General features: G+C 65.1%; 1 protein-coding gene. It reads right to left on the bottom strand.

Features of this window, described 5'->3' with window-relative positions:
- Positions 1 to 5,328 (bottom strand): non-ribosomal peptide synthetase (locus tag BT125_RS28200; protein WP_139271833.1); only part of this gene is annotated, 5,328 nt, incomplete at both ends.

Here is a 5,328-nt window from a genome sequence, read left to right as displayed (position 1 = left end):
GCGTGGAAGGCGCTGGGCGACATATTGAGGTGGGTAATCCCGGCCTCGGCGACCTGGGCGACGATGGCGCCGGGGTTGAAGGGTTCGGCGGCCAGGTGCAGCGAGGCCCCGACCATCAGCGGTGCGAGGATGTTCTTCTGGGTCAGGTCGAAGTTGTAGGAAGACGCCAGCAGCACCGCGTCGCCGGCGTGGAACGCCAGGTCCTCGAGGTACCAGTCCAGCAGGTTGCGCAGGCCGCGATGTTCGACCATCACCCCTTTGGGCAAGCCGGTGGAACCGGAGGTGTAGATCACGTAGGCCAGGTGGGCCGGCGTCAGGCCGGTGACCTGCGGGGTATGCTCCGGCTCGTCTTGCCACGGGCCGGCGTCCAGGTCGATCAATGGCACCTGAACCCGCGACAAGAGTTCTCGGGTCGCGGCCTGGGCCAGCACCGCAGCCGGCTCGCTGTCGGCCAGCATGTAGGCAATCCGCTCCGCGGGATAAGCCGGATCCAACGGCACATAACCACCGCCCGCCTTGAGAATCGCCAGCAGCCCGATCACCATTTCGGCGCTGCGCTGGACACAGATCGCCACGCGTGAATCCGGTTGCACGCCCTGCTTGCGCAGGTAATGCGCCAACTGGTTGGCTCGCGCGTCCAACTGGCGATAGCTCAACGCGTGCTCGCCATGCAGGACGGCCACGTTGTCTGGCGTGCGTTGGACCTGGGCTTCGAACAGCCCGAGAACAGTCTGCTCCTGCGGATCATCGGCACCACCGGTATTGAACTCGGCCAGCAGTTTCAGGCGCTCGCTCGGCGGCAGGATCGACAGCTGGTGCAACGGCGCCTCTGGCGTCTGCTCAAGCATCTGGATCAAACCTTCCAGCGCCTGCCGTACATACCCGCACAGCCGCTGTGCACCGATGCGCGCCGGGGTCATGATGGTGAAGCTGAACGCCTCGCCCTGGTCATCCACCGATAACGTCAGCGGGTAGTTGGTCCGCTCCTCGCCACTGAGCACCCGGATACCGTCCCAGGCCGACAGCGCTTCGGCGGAAGCCGCCGCACCGGTATGGCGATAGTTGAGCAAGGCACTGAACAATGGCGTCGGCGCCTCCACGCCGCTGCAACGTTGCGCCAGCACCAGCGAGGCGTGCTCATGGCCGAGCAAGGCGGTCAGGCGCGCATGGGTCGCCTTCACACCGGCACGGACACCGGTCTGCCCCAGGTTCACCCGCAACGGCAGCGTATTGATGAACATCCCCAGTGCCCGGTCAGCCCCCTCGCCGCCCTGCATCCGGCCCACCAACACGGTGCCGAACACCACGTCGTCGCGCCCCGATACCGTGCCTAGTACCTGGGCCCAGACCAGGTGATACAGGCTCGCCGCGCTCACTCCGAGCTGACGTGCCTGGACCCGCAGCCGACGACTGAGGTCGGCCTCGACCTCCTGGCGAACCTCTTCGATGCCGCTGCCGTCGCCTTGCACATCCTGCAAATCGAACGGCAACGTCGGCTCGTCGACATCTGCGAGCATGTCGCGGAAGAACCGTTCATGGGCATCGCGACTCACGCCCAACCGAGCCTGGGCCACGTAGTTGCGGTACGGCACCGATACCGGCAAGCGTTGTGCCTGGCCGAGCATGTGCGCCTCGATCTCCGCCGACAGCACGGCCAGCGAGGTGGCATCGTCCACCAAGTGATGGAACAACAGCATGCCCACCCAGCGCTGATTGGCCGGGTCTTGCGCATAAGCGACTCGCATCAGCGGCGCCTGGCGGATGTCCAGGCGATAGTGCCGAGGGTCGAAACGCTGATGCAGCTGCGTGGCAACCTCCCCGGCCGACGGATCCAGTTCAACCGACTCGACCACCAGCCGCGCCTCACGCCAGACCACTTGCATGGGCTCGGCCAGGCCTTCCCAGAGCACCCCGGTGCGCAGGATATCGTGACGGCAGACGACCGCTTGCAGCGCCTGGGTGAAGTGCTCCACGTGGGCGAAGCTGTCGAACGCGAACATCACGTACTGCAAGTAGGGATCGCCTTGGGCGGCGGCGATGTGGTGGTACAGGATCCCTTCCTGCAACGGCGCCAGGGCGTAGATGTCCTGCACATTCGCCACCCCACCCGGCACCATGGTCACGATCCGGTCGATGGCGCCTTGGTCCAGCTCGGCCAGGGGCAGCATGTCCGGGGTGATCCGCGTGCAACCGTCCGGGATCGCGTTGCCCGGCACCACGACTTCCGTGTGCCCGCCCACCGCGGCTGCCAGGGCCGCCAGCGTCGGTTGGCCGAACAGCACCCGCACATCGGCGCTCAAGCCGACGTGGCGCATGCGTTCGATCAGCTTCACCGCCAGCAGCGAATGGCCGCCCAGTTCGAAGAAGTTGTCGTGACGGCCGATCCGCTCAAGGTCCAGCAGGTCTTGCCAGATCGCGGCAATGACCGTCTCGGCCTCGCCTTGCGGCGCTTCGTATTCGCGGGCCGCCACCGCCGACTGATCCGGCGCCGGCAAGGCCTTGCGGTCAAGCTTGCCGTTGGTGGTCAGCGGGAACGCTTCGAGGACCACGAACGCGCTGGGCACCATGTAGTCCGCCAGCGAAGCCAGCAATTGGGTGCGCAGCTCAGTAGCTGAAGGTTGCGCGCCGTCCGCGGCAATCACATAGCCCACCAGGCGCTTGTCCCCCGGCGCATCTTCACGGGCTATCACCAGCGCCTCGCGGACCCCCTCACAGGCGGCCAAGGTCGCTTCGATCTCGCCCAGTTCGATACGGAAACCGCGGATCTTCACCTGGTCGTCGTTGCGGCCCAGGTATTCGATGCTGCCGTCGGCCAGCCAGCGACCGAGGTCGCCGGTCCTGTACAGGCGCGCCCCTTCACACCCGCTAAAGGTGTCGGCGATAAAACGTTCCTGGGTCAACTCGGGCCGGTTCAGGTAACCCCGCGCCACGCCCGCGCCCCCCACGTACATCTCCCCCACCACACCTACCGGCACCGGCTCGCGCCGGGCGTCGAGCACATACAGTTGCAGGTCGGGAATGCGCTTGCCGATGGGACTGACGCCCGTCAATTGCGCGTCGGCCGCTTCGAGGAGACGGTACGTCACGTGCACCGTCGTCTCGGTAATGCCGTACATGTTCACCAACTGCGTCCCGGCATTGGCTACGCGGGCGTACCAGGGCTTGAGCATCGCGGTTTCCAGTGCTTCACCGCCAAAGATCACCTGACGCAGGCTGTGGCGCAGGTCGCTGTCACCCTGGGCCGTGATCAGTTGCCGGAAAGCGCTTGGGGTCTGGTTCAGCACGGTCACACCGGCCTGGCACAGCAGCGCGTAGCACTCTTGCGGGGAGCGGCTGACCAGCTGTGGCACCACCAGCAGGCGTCCGCCGTGAATCAACGCCCCCCAGATTTCCCAGACCGAGAAATCGAAAGCGAAGGAATGGAACAGTGCCCACACGTCCTGATGGCCGAACTCGAACCAGGGCTGGGTCGCCGAGAACAGCCGCGTGACATTGCGGTGCTCGACCATTACGCCCTTGGGCAACCCGGTGGAGCCGGAGGTGTAGATCACGTAGGCCAACTGCGACGAGGTCTGGCCCGGTACTTGCGGGTTGGCAGTAGACTGGCTGCGCAATGCCGGGCTATCGAGTTCGATCACCCGTACCGACTCTTCGGCCAGCAGCGCCTGGGTGGCGGCATGCACCACGATCGCCACGGGGGCACTGTCCTCGAGCATGTAGGCGATGCGTTCCGCTGGGGAAGCCGGATCCAGCGGTACGTAGCCGGCACCCGACTTCAAGATACCCAACAGGCCGACGAGCATGTCCAAGCCGCGTTCGACACAGATCGCGACCCGGTCATCCGGGCGAATGCCCAGCGACAACAAGCGATGGGCGAGCTGGTTGGCCTGGGCGTTGAGTTCGCCGTAGGTCAGGGCCTGATGCTCGAACACCACCGCCACCGCGTCAGGTTGCATCGCGACCTGGGCCTCGAACTGGCGATGGATCAGCGCGTCATGGGCGTACGTCGCCTCTGGCGCATTCCAGGTTTCCAACAGTTGCTTGCGTTCGGCCGATGGCAATACCGCGAGGTTGTGCACCGCCGTTTGCGGTGCGTGTTCCAAGGAGTCAACCAGGCTCTGCAGGGCCACCTGCACATAGTCACAGATACGTTGCGCCCCGATCCGGGACTCGACCTGCACCGTCAGGCTGAAGTTTTCCCCCAGGTCATCGACGTTCAGGGTCAGCGGATAGTTGGTACGTTCCTCGCTGGACAACATTTGCATGCCGTTCCAGGCCGACAACCCCTCATCCGTCACCTGCAGCGAACTGTGGCGGAAGTTCAGCAGCGCACTGAACAGCGGCGCTGGCGAGGCCACCTCACTGCAGCGCTGGGCCAAGGCAAGGGAAGCATGCTCATGCCCCAGCAACCCCGTCAGCCGCGCATGGGTGGTTTTCACCGCGTCCCGCACGCTTTGCTCATTCACGGGCACGCAGATCGGCAAGGTGTTGATGAACATGCCCAGGGCCCGGTCAGCCCCGTCGCCGCCTTGCATCCGGCCCAGCAGGACCGTGCCGAACACCACGTTCTCCTGGCCCGACGCCACGGCCAGGACCTGGGCCCAAGCCAGATGGACCAGGCTGGCGGCACTGACACCCAGCTGGCGGGCTTGCGTGCGCAGGCGCAGGCTCAAGTGGTCATCGACAAACGCCTTCACTTCTTCGATGCCGTGCCCATCACCCTGTACCTGGGCCAGGCCGAATGGCAGCGTCGGCTCGTCGATATCGCCAAGCATGTTGCGGAAAAACGCTTCGTGCTCCTGTTCGCTCGTCCCCAGGCGGGCCTGGGCCACGTAGTTGCGGTACGGCACCGATGCGACCAAGTGTTCGTCCTGGCCCAGCAGGTGCATTTGCATTTCATGCTGCATCACGTCCAGGGCGGTGTGGTCCAGGGCCATGTGGTGGAACAACAGGATCGCGACCCAGCGATCCTGGGCCTCGTCCCGGGCGTAAGCCAGGTGCAACAACGGTGCCCGGCCCAAATCCAGGCGACTGTGGCGCGCATCGAAACGGCTGGCCAATTGTGTGGCAATGTCGCCGGCCGTGGCATCGAGAACGATGCATTGCGGCGCCAGCAGCACCTGGCGCCAGACCACTTGCACCGGCTCATCCAAGCCTTCCCAGACCACACTGGTGCGCAAGATGTCGTGGCGATCGATCACCACTTGCAGTGCGCCGATGAAGGCATCGAGGCGTTCACGGTTGTCGAAGGCGAATTGCGATTGCAACACATAGGGGTCGCCCTGCTCGGCGGCCAGGTGGTGATAGAGGATGCCTTCCTGCAACGGC

The sequence above is a fragment of the Pseudomonas sp. NFACC04-2 genome (assembly GCF_900119265.1).
Taxonomy (GTDB): Bacteria; Pseudomonadota; Gammaproteobacteria; order Pseudomonadales; family Pseudomonadaceae; genus Aquipseudomonas; species Aquipseudomonas fluorescens_AA.
The sequence above is the reverse complement of the archived record's forward strand: the minus strand, read 5'-3'. Positions and strand labels throughout refer to the sequence as shown.